The following is an 18,012-nucleotide window of genomic DNA, read 5'->3' as shown; positions in this document are numbered from 1 at the left end:
ACGTTTGAGGGAGACATGAAGTTCCACGGAGTGCTGTTCTTCCCGGTGACGCCGTTCACCGCGGACGGCTCGCTGGACGAGGAACGCCTCGCCCAGCACATCGAGTCCGGGGTCGCCGCGGGCGCCGGCGGCGTGTTCGTCGCCTGCGGCACCGGCGAGTTCCACGCCCTGACGGCCGACGAGATCGAGCGGGCCACCCGGGTCGCGGTCACCACGACCGCGGGCCGCGTGCCCGTGCTCGCCGCCGCGGGCGGCCCGCCGCCGGTCGCCCGCGACCACGCCGCACGCGTCGAACGCGCCGGCGCCGACGGGATCCTGCTGCTGCCGCCGTATCTGGTGAGCGCGCCGCAGCAGGGCCTCGTGCGGTACGTCGAAGAGGTCACCGCCGCCAGCGAGCTGCCGGTGATCTTCTACCAGCGCGGCACCGCCCGGCTCACCGCGCGGACGGCCGCCGAGATCGCCGCCCTGCCGAAGGTCGCCGGCCTCAAGGACGGCGTCGGAGACATCGAACGGATGCACCGCGTGGTGCGGGCCGTGCGCGCCGTACCGGGCACGGAGGGGTTCCAGTTCTTCAACGGCCTGCCCACCGCCGAGATGACCGCGCCCGCCTACCGGGGCATCGGCGTCGAGCTGTACTCCTCGGCGGTGTTCGCGTTCGCCCCGGAGATCGCCCTGGCCTTCCACCGGGCGCTCGGCGAGGGTGACGAGGGGCTCGTCGGCACGCTGCTCGACGAGTTCTACGGCCCGCTGGTCGCCCTGCGCGACGAGGTACCGGGCTACGCCGTGTCGCTGATCAAGGCCGGGGTGACGCTGCGCGGCCTGGACGTGGGCGGCGTACGGGCGCCCCTGGTCGATCCGGCGCCGGAGCATGTCGCACGGCTCGCGAAACTCGTCGGCCACGGCCTGGAGGTGGTCGGCGCATGAGCACGTCCCGAGGCACGCGCATCCGAGAGCTGATCGTCACCCCCATCGCCTTTCGTGACCCGCCGCTGCTCAACTCGGGCGGCGTGCACGAGCCGCTGGCGCTGCGGATCGTCGTCCAACTGGTCCTGGAGGACGGCACGGTGGGCCTCGGCGAGTCCACGGGCGGCGCGGTCCGCCGGGAGCGGCTTCGGGCCGCCGCGAAGGTGGTCAACGGCATGGACGTCTTCGATACGACGGCCGTCGCAGCCGCCATCGACGCCGCCCTGCTGCCCACCGTGCCCAGCTCCCACGAGCGCGGCTGGACCACCTCGGCCGTGGAGGTGGCCTGTCTGGACGCGCAGGGCAAGCTGCTGGACCGCCCGGTCAGTGATCTGCTCGGCGGCGCGGTCCGCTACTCGGTGCCGTTCGCGGCGTACCTCTTCTACAAGTGGGCCGAGCACCCGGCCCTCGACGGCCGTGCGGCGCTCGGCGACGACTGGGGCGAGGCCCTCGACCCGGCCGGGATCGTCGAGCAGGCCCGGCTGATGCAACAGCGGTACGGCTTTGAGTCGTTCAAGCTCAAGGGCGGTGTCTTCCCGCCCGACGAGGAGATCGCCGCGATCCGGGCCCTGGCGGAGGCCTTCCCGGGGCAGCCACTGCGGCTGGACCCCAACGTCGTCTGGACGGTGGAGACGTCGAAGTACGTCGCGCGTGAACTGGACGGCGTGCTGGAGTACTTGGAGGACCCGACCAAGGGTATCCCCGGCATGGCGGAGGTCGCCGAGGAGTCGCCGCTGCCGCTGGCCACCAACATGTGCGTGGTCGCGTGGGAGCACCTCAAGCCCGCGATCGAACAGAACGCGATCCAGGTGCTGCTCACCGACCACCACTACTGGGGCGGGCTGCGCCGCACCCGTGAACTGGCCGCCGTCTGCGAGGCGTTCGGGCTCGCCCTGTCCATGCACTCCAACTCGCACCTGGGCATCAGCCTCGCCGCGATGACCCATGTCGCCGCGGCCATCCCCAACCTCGACCACTCCTGCGACACGCACTACCCGTGGAACTCGGCGGACGACGTGATCGTCCCCGGCGCCCTGGAGCTGCGCGAGGGAGAGGTCCGGGTGCCCACCGGCCCGGGCCTGGGTGTCGAACTCGACCACGACGCCCTCGACCGGCTGCACCGGCTGTACCTCGACTCCGGGATGCGCGGCCGGGACGACACCGGCTACATGCGCAGGTTCCGTCCGGAGTACGAGCCGCGGCTGCCGCGCTGGTGACGTGACCGGTGACCGGTCCGCCCCCGTACACGGGGGCGGACCTTCGTCTCACTTCCCGGAGTCGGGCACCTTCAGCCGGTCCCAGCTGATCTTGCCGGGGATGCCGTCCGCATCCTTACCGGAGAAGCCGAGCTTCCGCTGCCAGGCGGCGTAGGAACGGCGGTCCGCCTCGGACCAGTTGGGGCCCGGGCCCACCTCGTAGTGGCTGCAGCCCTCGGCGACCAGCCGCTTCCCCATGGCCGTGATGATCGACGAGCGCTGGCCGATGTGGAAGAACCCGGCCCCGGGGAACGGCTCGTGGCGCGGCCTCGGCTCGGGCTTCGGGTCGGGCTTGCCGCCTCCCCCGCCCCCGCCGCCCTTCAGCCGCTGGGCTATGCGGCGGCGCATGCCGTCCATGGTGAAGCCGCGGGGGTCCGGCTTGCCCGGCTGCCACTCCTTGTGCCCGATGACCGAGCGCTCGCTCCAGCCGTAGTGGCGGCAGATCGCGGCGGCCGCTTTCTCGATGGCCTCCAGCTGTGCCTCCGGCCACGGGTCCCTGCCGTTGCCGAGGTTGACGCACTCGAATCCGTAGAAACGGCTGTTGCCGTCGGTGTCGGCCTCGTTGTCGGGCGGCAGCTTCGACTCGTTCACGACGGCCCGCAGGACGTCACTGTCGCCCGAACCTGCGTGATTGGCCCGGCCGTTGCCGACGAGATGGACGTGGCCCTTCTTGTCGATGACACCGTGGCACAGCGGGCCCGGCAGGGCGGCGTAGCCGTTGTAGCAGATGTCGACGGAGGCCTGGGTGCCCGAGGTGGCGGTGTGGTGGATCATCACGCCGTTGATCGGTCCCCAGGGACCCTTCGTGTTGCGGTTGTGTCTGCGCCAGTTGCGTACCTCGTGGACCGTCAGGCCCTCCTCGCGCAGGATCTCGACCAGCTTGGACGCGCTCATCGGCTTGGCCATCACTCGTCCCCTTCCACTGCGGCTTCCGCTTCCGCCGTCGTCTGCGACCTCCCGCGCGAGGGGTCCTCGGCCGCCCGTTCCTCCCGCGCGGCCTGCTCCTCGGCGGCCAGCGTCGCCTCGTCCGCCGCCGGGATGCTGCTGGCCAGCGGGTTGAAGGAGCGGCGCAGATCGACGACGCCGTACTCGCCCTTGACCAGGGCCAGCGGCGCGAAGTGGCGGGCGATGCCGGCGGTGGCCTGGAGCAGGGGGCGGCGGGCCGGGTCCACGGGCCACTCGACACTGCCGGTCGCGGTGCGGGCCGGGATGATCCAGTGGTCACCGGTGCGGTAGGTGCCGCCCTTGGCGAAGTACACCTCGACGCCGTCCTCCAGGTGCAGCCACTCCCCCTCGGTGACGGGGACGGCGCCGCTCTTCAGCGACGTCGTACGGCCCTTGTGCCTGGGGCTCTCGTGGTGGTCCCAGCGACGCAGGAACGGGTGCAGGTGAGGCAGTCGTCCGATGTGCTGGTCGGGTTCGGCGGACAGGCGGACCCGGCGGCCGGGCAGGTCCAGCTCCTCGACCCGCAGCAGCGGCAGGGGTTCGAGGCGGGAGGCGTACGCGGTGTCGACGACCTCGACGTGGTCGCCGACGTCGAGGTCCAGCTTGTCGTCGTGGCCGAGGGAGGCCAGCTGCACCCAGGTGCCGTCGATCTCGTCGACCGGGAAGACCACGGAGCCGTTCTCCCGGGACCACTTGAAGGTGGCGTCCTTCGCCTCGCCGCCGGCGTGCACCTCGACCCGGTACAGCTGGTTCTCCGGGCCGCGGTAGCGGGCGTCGGGCTTGACCAGGCAGGGGTCCTCGTCGGCGTGGTCGGGCCGCTTGCTGCGGGCGGCGAGCCGGGCCGAGGGGGCGGCCTGGCGCTCGGCCCACTTGTCGAAGGCGGCGCGGACGTCCTCCTTGGCCGGTTCGGCGTCCTCGATGTTCAGCTCGGCGAGGGACAGCGGCAGCACCTGCCAGACGACCTTGACGCGGGCGGCGGTGTCCGGCATCGCCGCACCCAGCGCGACCTCGCGCAGGGCCGGGTCCTCCGCGGCGCTCACCGCGCGCTCCCACACGTTCAGGTAGACCACGAAGGGCGCCTGCGCGGGCGAGGGCAACCGGTCGCCGGGCTTCTCGGGGTCGCGGAAGGCGTCGGGCTGGTCCCAGTACGTCCAGTGCGCTGGCGGCTCCTCGGCGGGCGCGTCGGACTCCTCGGCGTTCTCGTCGGGCACGGGCGTGCCACGCGCCGGGCGGGTCGCGTCGCACAGGATGCCGTCGACGTAGTAGCGGCCGCCGTGGATGTTCAGGGTGTCGATGTCGTGCCGGCCGCCCAGGTACTCGATGCGGAAGCCGGGCGCGTCGCGCGGCCCGCCGTGCCGGCCGATGAGGTCGGCGGCGAGGGTGCGCGCCTGGTGGAGCTGGATGGCGGTCTGCTCGTTGAGGTCGGCGTCGAGCTGGACGCGGCCCTGCTGGGCGACGACCGCCGAGTAGCGCCGCTCCGGGCGGAAGGTGAGGCGGGAGAGGTCAGCGTGCATGGAAGGGGTCCCCCCTGGTTCGGGAAAGTGCGGGTAGGGCGTACGGCGGCACAGCTCACGTCAGAAGATCCCGTCACGTCACGAAGAAGATCCCGGCGTCCGTGCCCGCGGGGGTGTATTCCGCGAGCCGCGCTCTGAGGCCGTCCTCGCGCTGCGGCCGGTACAGGTCGTGGAAGGCGCCCATCTCGGCGCCGTCGTCAGCGCCGCGCCGGATCTCCTCGGCGCAGCGGTCCGACAGCAGCCCGTACCAGGGCGTGCCGTAGCGCTGGGAGGTGAACGACGGCCGGATGCCGCTTGCCCCTTCGGGCTGGCAGCGGTGCCGGCGTGGGGTGCGTGAGCCGGGCGGGACGTACGAGTACCGCAGGCAGCCGATGCCGCGCCGGGCCACATGGAGTTTGCCGGTGAAGACCGAGTTCTCGGCGATCTTCACCGCGTGCGTGTGGACCTCACCGATCACGGTCGCGCGGTGCAGGTGCAGGACGGCGTGGGCGTGCCGGCAGTCCGGGGCGGACAGGGCCTCGCGGTCGTCGGCGGTGGCGTCCAGGACGCTGTCCCGGATGTGGATGGCGAGGGGGTCCTCGCTCACCTCGTCGCCGATGACCTCGATGGTGCCGAGGATGCTGTGCTCGACCTGGACGCACGCGGTGGTGCGCTCCAGTACGATGCTGGGCTCGTCCGGCGAGTGCGGATCGCACTCCGGCTCCAGGGACCAGCCGGGGACGAGTGTGCAGTGCCGCACGGCCACGGCGCCCATCGGACCGGTGACGTTGATGCCGCGCCCGGCGACCAGCAGCCCGTCCAGGACGATGCGCGGGCGTTCGTGCGGGGCGCAGTCCTCGGACACCGCGCGGATGTTGAGGGCGTCGGGCCGGTTGCTGTACCAGTCGAGCAGCCGGATCACCGGCCGGGTGCCCTCGGCGGCCCGCAGTTCGAGGCGGTCGCCGGGGTCGAGGTCGAAGTCCAGCTGCTCCTGGAAGGCGCCGCTGTGCGTGATCTCGACGATGCCGTCCGGGCCGCAACGGCCCGCCCGCCGGTCGTGCTGCCAGGCCCGGTAGGCGTCCATGATCCGCTGGTACGGCTGTCCGGGCCCGACCCGGTAGATCTCGGCGTCCGGACGTGGCTCGCGGTCGCGCTCGTACTGACCGCCGCCCATGTCGGCGCCGAACGCGTAGTGGTAGTCCACCCACACGCCCTGCCGGGGCGCCGACCGGGACCCGAACGCGATCCGGCCCAGCTCCGGGTCGACGGCGATCTGCCCGCGCCGGGGCCGGTAGCGCCAGTCGGACAGGTCGGCGACCACGATGTCGGACGGCGGGACGGGGTTGTCCTCGCCGTCGCGCCGGATGACGAAGCTCTTGCCGGGGCCGTAGTAGTCGAGGAGCCGTTCGTGCAGCAGGCGGCGGGTGATGAACGCCGGGACGTTGTCGACGGTGGCGGTGGGGGTCCCCCCGCTCGAGCGAGTTCGAGAGTGGGGGAGGGTGGGCGAGGGCTCCGGGAACGGCTTGGTGACCAGCGGGGTGTCGTTGCCGAGGATCGAGAACGTGTAGAGGTTGCGGGCGCGGTCGATGCAGTACGCCGGGCCCCGGGTGAGCGAGTACGCCTTGAGCCGCCACACGAACAGCGCGACCCCGGCCGGGGTCCAGCCGCCCTGCCGGTGCCGGGAGTCGGCGCGGCGGACGTCGACCGTGCGGGCGGTGTTGCCGAACGGGCCGTGGGCGAGGGCGAGTTCGGCGCCGTCGCGGAGGTCGGCGAGCCGGCCGCGGTCGCCGCGGTGCGCGCCGGTGCCGTACAGCTTCACCGGTTGGGTGTGGGCCACGTACCGGGACAGCTCGACGGCTCGCGCGGGCCAGTGCGCGACCTGCTCGGACAGCTCCTCCAGGAGGTGCAGGGTGCCCTTGCGGCGGCGGCTCGCGACGGTGGCGGCCACGTCGCGGCGCGGGGCCACGGCCTCGGCGAGGGCGGCGCGGCCACCCTCGTGCAGGCCGGTGGTCAGGACGCGTTCGTAGCCGGGCAGGGTGCGGTAGCCGACCAGGTCGCCGAGGTACGGCAGCACCCAGGGTGCCGCGGTTTCCACGAACAGGTCCTCGTAACCCTGTTGGACGCCGTCGCGCACCCGGTCGAGCTGCTCGCCGATGATCGCGAGCAGCGCGCGCAGCTGCTCGCCCTCCTCGGCGTCGCGCAGCCGGTGCCAGCCGGGCAGCAGCGCGGCGATCCCGTCGGGGTCCCGGGGCGTCACCGGCGCCGGCATCTCCAACTCGGCGTCCGACGATGGCACAGCCATTACTTGACCTCCGTCAGGATCAGGGTGTCGGCGGCCCGCGGCGACAACAGCGCGAGCTGGGCGGGGCGGATCCCGCGGAAGACGAACACCGACCGGCCCCTGGCCAGGCGCCGGGTGTCGGTGATGTCGGGGTTGAGGCGCAGGAGTTCGGCGAGCGGGATGCCGTAGCGGGCGCACACCGCCGACAGGGTCTCGCCGTTCTCGTCGCGCACGGTGTGCACCGTCTCGTCGTACGTCGCCGGGTGCGCCTGGACCGAGGCCTTCGGCGGGCCCGGGTCGGTGAGCAGCGCGGTGAGTTCCTCGGGTGTGGCGGAGGCGGGGACGCCGGTGAAGACGTCCACGTCGACGTAGTCGACGCCGGGCACGGAGTGGGCCGCGGCGAGGAGTTCGGAGAGCCGGGCGGGCTGCCCGAGCTCCCGTCCCTCGAAGCCGAGCCGGCGCAGCAGGGCCTGCCGCAGGCGCGGCTCGACGATCTGCCACGCGTGGTGGGGGGCCACCTTCACCTTGGCGGCGGCCAGCAGCAGGACCAGTTCGCGCACGTCCACCCGGACGGGGATGTTGGCGTCGCCGTACTCCGTGAGGGCACCGCGGAGGGGACGCAGGGTCTCCTCGCCGAGCGGCACGTCGTCCGTGCCCGCGACCGTCACGTGCAGCACGCGCCGCCGCCCGTCGAAGAGTTCGCGCGCCGAGGCCCGGCCGATGCCGGCGCGGGAGCGGGCGAAGTCCTCGTAGTCGGACGCGGACACCAGCCGGTCCAGGGCCGACACGGCGAGCGGGATGGTACGGCGGGTCAGGGCGGGGCCGTCCGCGTCGGCGCCGCCCGTCGCCGGGCGCGGGTTGGTGACCGCGGTGACGCCGAGCGGCCGGGTGAGGGGCTGGGTGACGCGGTCCGCGGGGACGTTGGCGGCCTTGCCGGTGCCGAACCGGTAGCGGGCGCGGACGTTCTCGTGGCCGCTGGGCAGGCGGGCGCCGTGCACGCCGTCGCCGAAGGTCACCGTCGTCCGGCCGTCGGCGGTGGAGCCGGCGATGTAGACCCGCTCGGTCGGGCTGCGCCCGGCGAGGCTGTCGACCTCGTGCCACAGCACGCCGTCGACCCGGATCTCCAGCACGGGTGTCGCACCGAGGGGGTTGTCGTCGGCGAGCCAGGTGAGCGGGGACTGCCACAGCGCGAACGTCTGGTTCGTGCGGTCCGAGTCGCCGCTGCCGATGGCCTCCTCGCGGCTCTCACCGTGGGTGGCCTCGACGACGTTGCACAGGATGCGGACCGTCTCGCGGCGGTAGCGGTACGCGAGGTCGGTGGTCAGGGCCAGCCGGGTGTGGACGTGGTCGCCGGGCAGCTGCGGGTCGACGGCCGGGTCGGCCGCCGCGATGGTGACCACCTCGGTGGCCCGGACGCCGGACGTACCGGGGATGTCGCTGCGCTCACCGGCGACGATCAGGGTGCGGCCGGGGCGCAGTCCGTCGTACAGCTCGGCGAGTTCGATCTCGTTGCCGTGCACGTCCTCGCCGAGCGGCTCGTCGGCCAGGCGCAGCGGTTCGCCGCCCGCGTGCACGGTGGTGTCGCGGATGTGCGAGAGCAGTACGTCGAACTCGTCCATCCACGGGTCGGCGAGGGTGAGTTCGGTACCGCGGCCGGTGATGCCGTAGTTGGAGTAGGCGGCCGTGCGGGCGGCGACCACCTGGGTGGTGACGAACGCGAGTTTCGCGTCGCCGGGGATGCCCTTCTCGGAGCCCTTGCCGGGGCGGCGGATCGCGACCCAGCTGCCGACGGTGATGCCGTCGCGCACGGTGTCGAGCTGCAGCACACGGCGGTTGACCGGCTCCGGCTTGCTGGCGATGACCACCTCGATGTTGGGTTCGGCGCTGCCCGACGTGTACGTGAGGCTGACCTCGTACTCGCCGTGCGTGAACTGCCTGTGCTCGCCCGGCCGCAGGTCCTTCTGCTCGGAGGTGCCGTTGTGGATGCCGACATGGATCCGGCTCTCGTCGTCCGGCCTCGACACGAACAGGGTGCGCTCGGGCAGGCCGGAGTGCAGGCGGGCGGTGACGCCGGGTTCCTGGGAGTCGGTGGGGCGGCGGTTGAGCCAGCTGAGGTCGCGGTCCTGGCCGGAGCGCACGGACAGGTCGACCCGGCCGGGCCCGAGCGTGAAGAGGACCGGCTCGGGGACGGGCAGGTTCTCGGCGCGCTGGTCGGAGCTGCTGCCCTCGACGTACTGGAACTCCGCCCGGACCGGCACCTTGTCCGCGGTGTCGAACACCACCCGCATGGTCGCCAGCGTCGCGCCCGTGAGCGGCCAATCCGCGGTGCGGATGACCCGGCCGCGGTCGTCCTGGACCGGCTTCAGCGGGGCCGTGGCGCCGAACGGGGCCGCGGTGACCCGCATGGCCAGCAGCTCGCGCAGCAGCTGCGGGGCACCGGGGGCGGCGGCCGTGCGCCAGGCCGTGTGGAGGCCGCCGAGACCGGGGTTCAGGGCGGAGAGCAGGCGCGCGGTGTCGCTGCCGGGGCGCCGGCTCTCCGGGCCGCCGCGCGGGGTGGGGGTGGCGGCGCGGAGGGCGGGCAGGACGGAGCCGAGGGTGCGCAGGGCGGCCTCGCGGGGGTCGAGGGTGCCGGTGGTGGGCCGGACCCGAGTGGACTCCGGCCCGTCCTCGGGTTCGGCCTGTGCGGGGGCCAACTCCAGTGCTCGCTCGGCGAGTTCGGCAAGCACGGCCTCCAGCTGCTCGAACCATGCGGCCACGCCCGTCACGTCACCGTATGGCTCGGCCAGCACCTGCGCCTCGCCAAGGCGGTCGAGGGGTTCCACCAGCCGGGCCGCGAGCCGCTCGGGGCTCTTGATGCCGTCCAGGTCACCGCGCAGCGGTGCCAGGACCTGGTCCTCGAAGTCCTCGATCAGCCGGCTGACCGGGCGCGGATTGGGCACCTCGGGTGTGGGCGGCTCGTCGCCGGGCTCGCCCGACGCCTCGGGGGCGGCGGTCCAGCGCCGTACCTCGTCGAGGAGTTCCTTCAGGGTCGGCGGGGCCGACTTCGGCAGGGCGATCGCGGTGATCTCGTCGTCCCGGTCGACCCGCACGTCGGCGACCGGGAGCAGGGTGCGCTCGCCGCCCGCCCGCTCGCCGAAGACGAAGAGCAGCTGGTCGCCGGTGCGCAGGGAGGTGGCGGTGCCCTCCACGAAGATCGCGGAGCGCCTCTGGAGGTCCTGCGGGGTGATGAGCGAGGGCCGGCGGCGGCGGACCTTCAGCTCGTTGAAGTCCCAGCGGGCCGTGAGGTCGCTGCTCGTCTCGAAGGTCAGCGACTCCTCGTCGGCGGACGCGGGGACGCTGTGGCTGCGGGCGCCGCGCGGGATCATCACCGGCTGGGCCGCGGCGCGCGGGTCGCGTTCCAGGGTGTAGGCGAGGTGGGTGGCGGCCGCGACGCCGGGGCGGGGGCGGTGCCCGACGAGCCGGCCGAGCAGCACCAGCGAGTGGTGCTCGTTCGCGGTACGGATGTAGGCCTCGTCGGCGATCCGCTCGGAGTGGAAGGTGAGCAGGTCGCCCAGCACTGCTGTGGCGTCGAGCAGGCCGATCGCCGGATCGTCCGGGGTGCGCACGGTGAGGCCGTCCAGGGCCGGGTACGCCGGGGAGGCGAGCCGGTCCCGCAGGGCGGCCAGGAAGCTGCCGTACTCGCCCACGCGGTAGTCGAGCGCGGTGCGCCCCGGCGGGTTGTGCAGGGGGGCGGGGGCGAGGCGCTCGTCGTGGCCGCCGCGGCAGGCGCCGCCGCAGGTGCAGTCGTCGGCGGTCACCGGGCACCTCCCAGGGATATCGCCAGCCGGCCGTTCTCCGGCCGGTCCGGGTCGTTGTCGCAGGTGGCGATCTCCAGCGGGCCGAGTCGCAGCACTCCGTCCTCCCTCTCTCCTCGGTCCTGCTCGAACAGCCTGCGCAGCCGGGTCACTTCGACGCTCTCCACACCGGGGACGGCCGCGGCAACGGAGACCAGGCGGCTGAGCCGGACCGGCTCGCCGAAGGTCAGCGCGTCCGGGTGGAAGAAGCCGAGCCGTCCGCCCGGCAGGCGGCCGGTGCCCAGCACCCGGTACAGCTCGGCCAGGATCTGCCCGTGCTGGTGGCCGGGCTTGGCACACACCCTGAGCGCGATGTCCAGCGGCACCAGGCGGGCCGGGCCCACGACCAGGTCGTGGCCGATGCGCCGGTACGGCTCCAGTGACTGGGTGACCGCCGCCAGCAGCCGAGGCGTCGGGGCGCCGGTGCCGTACGGGTCGATCGCGACGTGCGCCTCCTGGAGGCTGCCGGTCCAGCGGAGCGTGGCCGCGGCACGCTGTACGCCGGGCAGCTCGGCGGCGAGGGCCGCGTAGTCCTCGGCGGTGACCGCGCGCAGGCGGGTGCGGCGCAGGTCGAGCGGGGCCAGCTGGCGTGCCTGCTCGACGGGTTCGGGTTCGGTGCCGCCGGTGGCGGGCAGCGGGTTGCGGACCACGGCGGCCGGTGCGTCGCAGTCACCCTGGACGACGAGGTGGTTGATGGCCTCGGCGCCCACGTTGCCCGCGGTGCCGCCGCCCAGCCGGTAGTGCAGGGCGAGCCGGGAGCCGGGGGTGGGCCGCGCGCCGTGCCGTCCGTCGCCGAAGCGCAGGGCGAGCCGGCCGTCGTCCTCCAGTTCGCCGACGAAGTGCCGATCCCCCGGCCCGCTGTCGAGCAGGTCGCGGCGCGGCTCCCAGACCACGTCGCCGTCCTGGGCACGTACGGCGGGCAGGGCGCGGCGTGCGTCCTGGGCGAGGGCGGCGGTCGCGGAGCCGCGCAGCACCGGCTCCTCGGGGTGCAGCCCGGCCGCGTACGCCGGGCCCCAGCTGTGGGCGACTTCCCAGGCGATGTGCCCGTCGAGGACGGTGCCGGCGCGGGCGCGGGCGGCCAGCACCTCGACGCGGCGCAGCTTGGTGTCGAGCAACCGGTCGCTGCGGTACCGCAGTTCACGCAGGGCGCGCACCGGGTGGCGGCGCAGGTCGAGCCGTTCGAGCACGTTCAGGCCGTAGATCACGGCGAGTTCGGCGATCTCCTCCTCGGCGAGCCCGTCCCGGTCGCGGGCGCTGCGCCACAGCTCGACGAGCCGCTGCCGCACCCGGCCGGGGATGGCGGCGATGCGCTCGGCCTGCCCGGCCGCGACGGTGGCCGGGTCGGGGAACGGCACGGCCTGCGTGGCGGGCGCGCGGCCGAGGAGCGGCCGGAAGCGGGGCCGGATCCCCGGGTAGACGGACTGGGCGAGCAGCGTGCGCAGGGCGGCGGACTGGGCGTACGCCGTGCCGGGCACCACCTGTTCGTGTCGCTGACCGGCGCGTTCCAGACCGAGTCCGGCGCGGTTGGCGGCGGCCTCGCCGACGACGTCGAACAGCTCTCGGACGTCGTCGGGTATGAGCGCCCGGCCGTGCTCCGCCTTGTCGGTGAGGGAGTTGATGAGCCGGGCGGGCGCATTCCCCTCGTCCGGGTCGTAGCAGCCGAACGCGGGCGGATCACACGGCGTGACGAGGGCCGGGACGGGCGGCACGGTGACCGTCTCGGGCAGCCCGGTCCGCGAGCGTCCGTGGTCGACGAGGACGGCGTTGCCGCGGACGAGGGTGACGTCCTCGACGGGCAGGCAGTCGCGTCCGCCGCGGGTGGTGAGGCACAGCGGGAAGCGCAGCGCGTCCTCGGCGGCCCAGGTGATCTCCAGGACCGGCTGGTCCTCGATCCGGTCGATGCCGGGGGTCACGGAGGTCAGGCGGACGGCCTGCCGGTGGGCGGGGTCGGCGTCCCCGGGTGTGCCGGTGCGCGGTCCCTTCACCTCCTCCAGGACGAGGATGTCGCCCGGTTCGAGGGCGAGCCGGCGCTCGCGGCAGGTCTCCGGGTCGGCCCACTCGTCGCGCAGCGTTGCGCAGGTCGCGCCCTGCGGCAGGGCGCACACCTCGCCGCCCCAGGTCCACAGGCGGATCGCGTTGTGCGCGACGCGCAGGGTGAGCGGGTCGGCGGCGAAGACCGGTTCGAACACCTCCACCGAGCCGCGCTCGTCCAGGTCGCCGAGCTCGGTCTCGTCGATCACCGTGCCGGGCTCGGGCCGGTCGTGCGGGTCGAGGCTGCGCACGTCGACGGAGGCGAAACGGTACGTCCCCGGGGCGAGCGTGGTGTCGTCGGCGGTCCGGACGGTGACGTACGCGCGGGCGTTGCAGCCGTCGTGCATCGCGTAGTCGATGAGCCGGACGTGGCGCCGTACGGACACCCGGCGGCGGGCCGTGTCGAGGTAGGCCTCGGTGGCGACCGCGTCCTGCATGTAGCTGATCTGGTCGCCGGTGTAGGCGAGCAGTTCGACGAGCGTCATGCCGAGGTCGGCGGGGTTGCGCTCCACCCAGTCGGGCGTGGTGAGGGCGAGCCGGTCCAGGAGCAGCTTGCGGATGGTGTCGTAGTCGCGGGCCGTGTAGTCGACGACGGGCGCGGCCGGGAAGTCCGGCTCCCGGCCCTCTTCCGCTACGCAGTCGAACGGGGTGGGGCAGTCGGGCCGGAAGGCGAAGGACGCGCTGTGATAGCGCTGGTCGAAGCCGCGGAAGGGTTCGGTTCCGGGGCGGCCGTAGGGGTCGGTCTCCACGACGGAGAGCCGGTAACGGGAGGTGTCGCCGGCCTTGTCGAGGGTGACGTACAGCCGGTCGTCGAGCTCCGGGTCCTCCTCGCGCTCCACGCTGACGTCCACGGCGGTGATGCCGGTGATCCGGCGACCTCCGGCGATGCGGACGTTCTCCGGGCCGAGACCGTGCGGGGCCTTGCCGAGGAAGGTGACCGTGAGCAGCAGCCCGTCGTCGCTCACCTCGACGGCGTCCACTCCGTTGAGCTGGGCGGCGCGCACCTTGGCCCGGCGGGATGCGGTGGTTCTCGTCATGCCGTGGCCCTCCCTTCGAACACGTCGTCGCGGCGGGCGCCGGTGGCGCGGACGGCGTACGCCAGGTGCACGCGGACCACGTTGTCCTCGCTGACCACGTCGAGGGCCTCCACGTCGATGAGGTCGCCCAGCCAGCGCTGCAGTGAGGCCTGGACGGAGAGTTCGAGCGTGCTGATCAGTTCCGGGCTGGTCGGCGCGAAGACCAGGTCGAGCAGTCCGCAGCCGAAGTCGGGGCGCATCACGCGCTCGCCGGGGCTGGTGAACAGCACCTGCTCGATCAGGTCGCGGACGTGCTCCTCGCGGTCGGCGTGCGCGGTTCGGCCGCGGCGGTCGGCCCGGAAGGGGAACGCGATGTCGGTGCGGGGCCGGGTGCCCCGGGTCGTCGGGCTCATCCGTGGGTGACCTTTCGCTGCGTGGCCTGGATGACGGGTGGTCCCTGCGGGACGTGGGCCGCGGAGAAGCACTGGGCCGCGGAGGTGTCGAGCAGCACGGGCGCGCCGGCGACGGTGACGCCGGTACCGTCGGCGGTCCAGCGGACCGTGACGCACGGCACGGGCACGCCGTCGACGGTGTGCGGGCAGCCGGTGACCACCCAGCTGTGCGTGGCCGTGGCGACGGCGGCGCCCGCGATGCGCAGGCCGCCGGCGGGTGGGGTGGCGGCGGCCACGCGGCCGCCGTGCGGGCAACCGATCACGGCATCGGCGTCGAGCAGGATCCCGGATGTCCCGGACACGTTCTTCCTTCCCCCGTTCCTATTGGTTGGACGTGATGGTCAACTGGCCCTCGTTCACGTCCACTTGGTTTCCGCGCAGGATGACCTCCGCGCCGAGGCCGTTGGAGATCACGATGGCTTCCCTGGTGATGCGGATGTACGCCCCGCCCTGGGCCTGCAGCAGGATGCCCTGATCGGCGCCGGGCGGGTCGCTCATCACGATCTTGTGCGCGTCGGGTGTCTGTACCACGACGGGCTTGGCCTGCGTGGGCGACTGCGCCAAGCGCCGCGCGTCCGGCGGCAGCTCGTTCTCCTCTCCGTACCAGCACCCGGTCCACACGGGGAAGCTGGGATCCCCCTGCTCGAACTCCACCCACACGCCCGTCCCCGGCGTGGGCACCACGAACTGCCCGGCCTGCGGCCCCGCGAACGGCAGGCAGGGCAGCGCCCAGGTCGACGGCTCGTCGCCGAGGACGTCCGGCACCTGCACGGTGATCCGCCCGATCCCCAGCGGGTCCCTGTTGTCCGCGACCCGGCCCCGGAACTTCCCGAGGAACCGGTTGTTCTGCGCTGGCGCCATGTGCGGGCTCTCCTCCTGCTGTCTGCTGCGGTGTTACGGGCGTACGGAAGTGCCGCGCGCGATCAGCCCCTCGCGCGAGAGCGTGAAGTTCTGCCGGAAGGACCCGGGGCGCAGGTTGTGGGTGACGGACTTGACGTAGTAGTCGCCGTCGTAGGTCACCCCGGCGCCGCGCACGCCCACCAACTCCCTCGGGCGCAGGACATATCCATGCCGGTTGACGTCGAGACTGCCGGAACCGTTGATCGAGTCGGCGGAGGTCGCGGCGCGGGCGAGGGCGAGAGCCTGCGCCTGGCCCAGCTCCCGCTTGGCCGTACCGGAGAGGGTCTTCCGCTTGAGGGCGGGGGTGGCGCGTCGGCCCAGCGGGGGGCGGAGGGGGCCGATGTCGGGCTGCGGCAGCAGGCGACTCTCGCGCGTCGTCGGGTCCTGCACGCGGGCTTGCGGCTCCTCGCGCGCGGTGCCGTCGTACGCGAACGTCACCTGGTCGACGGTGGATTCGGGGCCCATGTTCACGTTGAGCGCGTGCTGCCGCTGGCCGAGGCGTTGCTCGGGGCCCCAGTAGGCGGTGGACCGCCCGGGGCGGGGGCCGGGGTCGAGGTAGAAGGTGTAACCGTTGGCCTGCGCAAGCTCGTTGACGTACCCGAGGTCTGTGCTACCCGCCTGGTACTCGACCCGCAGCCGCTCGTGGGGCGGCTGCTCGATCTGCTCCCGGATGACGCGGGACTGGATCCCGTAATCGGCGTACCGCTGCAGAATCCGTTCCACGCGCTGCGAGGGGGCGAGATTCGGAAACCGGTCGGTTCGCTCCTCCAGGTCCATGATGAGCTGGAGGTCCTCGCCAGTGACGGTCAGGGTGGAGTTCCCCGGCTGATTGCTGGCCCCTACCTCGTGCCGTACGACGATCCCGTCGAGCAGAACGGAGGAAGTCCCTTTGACCGCAACGGAGATGATGACGCGGGTCTTCGGGTCGAAGAATCCCTCGGGCAGCAGCCGCCGGCTGATGACCCCCGTCTTGGAGAGGTCGAAGGCGAGCTGAAACCCGGTCCGCTCGCCGGCGGTGGCGGTGATCTGCGCGGAGAGCAGCGCCTCGCTGACTTCCTGCGGGACGGGCCGCGCCAGCTTCGGCCCCATGAGCAGGCTGAGGTGAACGGGCCCGCGTCCGATCGGCTCATCGGCCAATTCCGGCACCTCCCGCTCCGGGGATCCGTATCTCCCGGCCGGGCTCGGCGGTCAGCTCCGCCGGATCGATGACGGGATTGGCATCGGCGATCCGCCACCACTGCCCGGGGTCACCGAAATACCGCTGCCCGAGGTGGTCGTGGCGCTCCCCGGCGGAAACGGTATGGGGCATGGCCGACTCGTCCTCTTCCGCGAGGGACGGCAGCAACCGCCGCTTGACATAACGCACTTCATGTCCATCCGCGTCCCGATGCACCCCGATCTCGGCATCGCGGTACCGGCTGTCGCGCGGGTACGGATGCGCCCCGGGAATCGTCTCGTACACACTCTCGTACGGCTCAGGCATGACTGCTCAGAACCCCCTTCCGGCCGTTGCTCCCAGTCCCAGACTCCTGAGCGCCCCGCCCCGCGCCGCCCGCGCCAGCCGCTCCTTCTGCGCCAGATGCGCCAGGTACAGCTCGGCCCCTCGATGCCCGGCCGGCAGGTCGCTGACCGTGAGCACCTTGAGCCCGATGCTGAGGCTGGCCCGCATCGGATTGAGATTCACGTCGAACGCCGACTCGTTCACGCTGAGCTCGGTCAGCCGTACGGGCATGACCCGCATGCTCCCCCAGGTGAACAGCGTGAGCGGCTTCTCGATGGGACTGATCTCGATCGCCCCGTTCTTGGCCAGCCGGGAGTGCTCCCGAATCTGGGCGACGGTCGGTTGCACCAGCATCTCGAGGACGGCGAGCTGAGGATGAATCCCTTCGGGGTGGGCCACCTCCAACTGATCGGTGGAGTCCAACTCGGCGGTGAATTTCCAGGTCTCCTGGGCAGGTCCTTTCAGACGGAGGGCCTCGTTCTGGTCCCCGCTCCCCTCCCCACCACCCGCGCCCCCGCCCTCCCCTCCTGCGGCCTGCGGCGAGATGGAGCGTTCGAGGGTGTCCGGGTTGAACTGCAGGACGATGACGCGTTCTGGGGTTCCGCGTTCGGGGTCTACTACGACTATTCCGGAGCGGATGGGTTTGGGGATGTCGGCGTAGCGGGTCACAGGCGGGCCTCCAGGCGCTCCTGCAGGGGCGCGTAATCGTAATCCGGGAAGTGCTCGGGGAAGACCCGCAGCATGATCTTGATATTATCCAGGGTATTACTGAACTCGCTGTCGTTGAGCGATACATCGGCGAAGAGGTACTGCCAGCCTATGACGCCTTTTGTAATAATGAGGTTGTCTAGGTAGTCGCGGTAGTCCAGGTCGAGCTTGACGAAGGTGTGGAACCGGTCGAGATACCAGATCTCCGGACTCGACACTCCCGGCAGAAACCTCATCGTGGCCAGTTGCCCGCTCCCGCCCCGCGAGATGTCGTCGAGGATCGAGAGCTCGGAGAGGAGTGCCTTGTCGCTTTCGTACCAGGCGAAGTCGTCCAGGTTGAGGAGCTTTCGTTCGCTGCCGGTGTCGATGTTCATGACACTGAAGTCGCCCACGAGTGACACCTCAGGATCGGCGGAAATCCAGTGCAGCGCCATGTAACGGTACGGGAAGTAGGCTTCCTTGAGCCGCTCGGTGAGCGGAAACCCTTCTTCGGCCATCATCTCGAAGATGCCCGTCGGGTCCAGCCCTGTACCACCCGCCCCTACCTGCTCGTATTTGACGTCGCAGAACGGGGATTCACGCACCTCGCGGATGGCGTGGAGCAGACGGCGCTCATACGGAAGCATTCGACCT

The 18,012-nt window shown here is 72.4% G+C and carries 14 protein-coding genes; 2 read left to right on the top strand and 12 right to left on the bottom strand.

The features are described from left to right. Positions 1–15: 15 nt before the first annotated feature. Positions 16–924, top strand: a complete 909-nt coding sequence (locus H8R17_RS29940) for a 5-dehydro-4-deoxyglucarate dehydratase (protein WP_187826354.1) — start codon at positions 16–18, stop codon at positions 922–924. Further along, the gene (locus H8R17_RS29935) at positions 921–2,180 is read left to right on the top strand and encodes a glucarate dehydratase family protein (RefSeq protein WP_187826353.1); all 1,260 of its coding nucleotides are present in this window, start codon (positions 921–923) and stop codon (positions 2,178–2,180) included. The genes H8R17_RS29940 and H8R17_RS29935 overlap by 4 nt, the downstream gene beginning before the upstream one ends. Positions 2,181–2,228: 48 nt before the next feature. Here the strand turns inward: H8R17_RS29935 and H8R17_RS29930 are convergent, their stop codons facing one another. The 12 genes from H8R17_RS29930 to H8R17_RS29875 all read right to left on the bottom strand — a co-directional run bounded on the left by H8R17_RS29930 (position 2,229) and on the right by H8R17_RS29875 (position 18,005). Next, positions 2,229–3,125, bottom strand: coding sequence for a peptidoglycan-binding protein (locus H8R17_RS29930; RefSeq protein WP_187826352.1), 897 nt, complete (start codon positions 3,123–3,125; stop codon positions 2,229–2,231). Further along, positions 3,125–4,678, bottom strand: a complete 1,554-nt coding sequence (locus H8R17_RS29925) for a DUF6519 domain-containing protein (protein ID WP_187826351.1) — start codon at positions 4,676–4,678, stop codon at positions 3,125–3,127. The genes H8R17_RS29930 and H8R17_RS29925 overlap by 1 nt, the downstream gene beginning before the upstream one ends. Before the next feature lie 73 nt (positions 4,679–4,751). Continuing rightward, positions 4,752–6,959 (bottom strand): hypothetical protein, encoded by a 2,208-nt coding sequence (locus tag H8R17_RS29920; protein ID WP_187826350.1) that lies wholly within the window; start codon positions 6,957–6,959, stop codon positions 4,752–4,754. After that, positions 6,959–10,735: a putative baseplate assembly protein gene (locus H8R17_RS29915; protein ID WP_187826349.1), complete on the bottom strand. Its 3,777-nt coding sequence runs from the start codon at positions 10,733–10,735 to the stop codon at positions 6,959–6,961. Before H8R17_RS29915 ends, H8R17_RS29920 begins: the two co-directional genes overlap by 1 nt. Next, positions 10,732–13,839 carry a putative baseplate assembly protein gene (locus H8R17_RS29910; protein ID WP_187826348.1) on the bottom strand — a complete coding sequence of 1,036 codons (3,108 nt, stop codon included), beginning with the start codon at positions 13,837–13,839 and terminating at the stop codon, positions 10,732–10,734. The genes H8R17_RS29915 and H8R17_RS29910 overlap by 4 nt, the downstream gene beginning before the upstream one ends. Beyond that, a complete protein-coding gene (locus H8R17_RS29905) occupies positions 13,836–14,231 on the bottom strand; it encodes a GPW/gp25 family protein (RefSeq protein WP_187826347.1) in 396 nt (131 codons plus the stop codon). Before H8R17_RS29905 ends, H8R17_RS29910 begins: the two co-directional genes overlap by 4 nt. Beyond that, entirely contained in the window at positions 14,228–14,572 is a 345-nt protein-coding gene (locus H8R17_RS29900; RefSeq protein ID WP_187826346.1) for a hypothetical protein, read from the bottom strand. Before H8R17_RS29900 ends, H8R17_RS29905 begins: the two co-directional genes overlap by 4 nt. Positions 14,573–14,591: 19 nt before the next feature. Beyond that, positions 14,592–15,131, bottom strand: a complete 540-nt coding sequence (locus tag H8R17_RS29895; protein ID WP_187826345.1) for a phage baseplate assembly protein V — start codon at positions 15,129–15,131, stop codon at positions 14,592–14,594. Positions 15,132–15,164: 33 nt separating this feature from the next. Then, on the bottom strand, positions 15,165–16,307 hold the full coding sequence (locus H8R17_RS29890) for a hypothetical protein (protein ID WP_187826344.1): 1,143 nt from the start codon (positions 16,305–16,307) through the stop codon (positions 15,165–15,167). Then, positions 16,297–16,653, bottom strand: a complete 357-nt coding sequence (locus H8R17_RS29885) for a hypothetical protein (protein WP_187826343.1) — start codon at positions 16,651–16,653, stop codon at positions 16,297–16,299. The genes H8R17_RS29890 and H8R17_RS29885 overlap by 11 nt, the downstream gene beginning before the upstream one ends. Before the next feature lie 6 nt (positions 16,654–16,659). Next, positions 16,660–17,340, bottom strand: a complete 681-nt coding sequence (locus H8R17_RS29880; RefSeq protein ID WP_187826342.1) for a hypothetical protein — start codon at positions 17,338–17,340, stop codon at positions 16,660–16,662. Beyond that, positions 17,337–18,005 (bottom strand): hypothetical protein, encoded by a 669-nt coding sequence (locus tag H8R17_RS29875; protein ID WP_187826341.1) that lies wholly within the window; start codon positions 18,003–18,005, stop codon positions 17,337–17,339. Before H8R17_RS29875 ends, H8R17_RS29880 begins: the two co-directional genes overlap by 4 nt. Positions 18,006–18,012: the final 7 nt, after the last annotated feature.

The sequence above is a fragment of the Streptomyces sp. TRM68367 genome, from assembly GCF_014495685.1.
Taxonomy (GTDB): Bacteria; Actinomycetota; Actinomycetes; order Streptomycetales; family Streptomycetaceae; genus Streptomyces.
Note: the sequence above shows the minus strand (reverse complement) of the source record. Positions and strands in the feature narration are given on the sequence as shown.